This window comes from Stenotrophomonas sp. STEN056 (genome assembly GCF_056759635.1).
Genome location: NZ_JBRRDL010000067.1, coordinates 1 through 1199, shown reverse-complemented (window position 1 = coordinate 1199; position 1199 = coordinate 1). Strand labels below are relative to the sequence as shown.

At 57.6% G+C, this 1199-nt stretch carries 1 protein-coding gene; it reads left to right on the top strand.

The genetic code is table 11. The annotated features are described in order from the left end of the window. Window positions 1-73 precede the first annotated feature (73 nt). Window positions 74-1182 (top strand): IS3 family transposase gene (locus tag ACVOLO_RS18020; protein ID WP_481571697.1). Its coding sequence is split into 2 segments (ribosomal slippage): window positions 74-335 and window positions 335-1182, totalling 1110 coding nucleotides; the frame shifts between segments, so codons are not numbered across the junction. The last annotated feature ends 17 nt before the right edge of the window (window positions 1183-1199 follow it).

Below are 1199 nucleotides of genomic sequence, written 5' to 3'. Positions count from 1 at the left end.
TGTCGCCGTCCCGTAAACTTGATCCAGGCATTTTTAGAGGTCTCCGGGCAAACTAGCCCCAAGGAGCCCCCCGATGCGCAAGAGCAAATTCACTGAGAGTCAGATCGTTACGACGTTGAAGCAGGTTGAGGCCGGAAGGCAGGTCAAGGATGTCTGCCGTGAACTGGGCATTTCCGATGCGACTTACTACGTCTGGAAGTCCAAGTACGGCGGCATGGAAGCGTCGGACGTGCAGCGGCTCCGAGACGTTGAGGCCGAGCATGCCAAGCTCAAGCGGATGTATGCCGAGCTGGCGATGGAGAACCATGCACTGAAGGATCTGATCGCAAAAAAGCTGTAGACCCGGCGCACAAGCGCCCGCTCTTGGCCTGGCTGCAGGACCGCCACGGCTGGAGCGAACGCCGGGCCTGTGTGGCGATTGGAATACCACGGTCGACGGCACGTTATCGCCATCGACCGGATCGGGACGAAGAGGTGATCGCGTTATTGGCTGAGCTCTCTGAGCGTTTTCCAGAGCGCGGCTTCGGCAAGTTGTTTCAACTGATTCGTCGCCGTGGTTTGGTTTGGAATCACAAGCGCGTTTGGCGCGTGTACTGCCTGATGCGGCTGAATCAGCGTCGACAAGGACGTAAGCGGCTACCGAATCGGCACCCGATGCCATTGATCGCCGGCGAGCAAATCAACGGCAGTTGGTCGATCGATTTCATGTCCGACGCGCTTTGGGATGGGCGGCGGTTCCGGACATTCAACGTGATTGACGATTTCAGTCGCGAGGCTTTGGCCATTGAAGTTGATCTGAATTTACCGGCTGCGCGGGTCATACGCACTTTGGAACGAATTGCGGCGTGGCGAGGCTATCCGGCAAAGCTTCGCCTGGACAATGGCCCCGAGTTCATCGCTTTGGCATTGGCGGAATGGGCGGAGCGAAAGAACATCGCGTTGGATTTCATCGAGCCAGGACGACCGATGCAGAACGGCTTCATCGAACGCTTCAATGGCAGCTTTCGACGTGGCGTGCTGGATATGCACGTCTTCCGCAATCTCGGAGAAGTACGCGAACAGGCGGAGCACTGGTTGGCCGACTACAACACCGAGATCCCTCACGACAGCCTTGGCGGGCTGACGCCCGCCGAATTCCGCCAATACCACGAACCGGAAACCTCTAATTTAGCCTGGCATTGAAATACGGGAAGTCGACA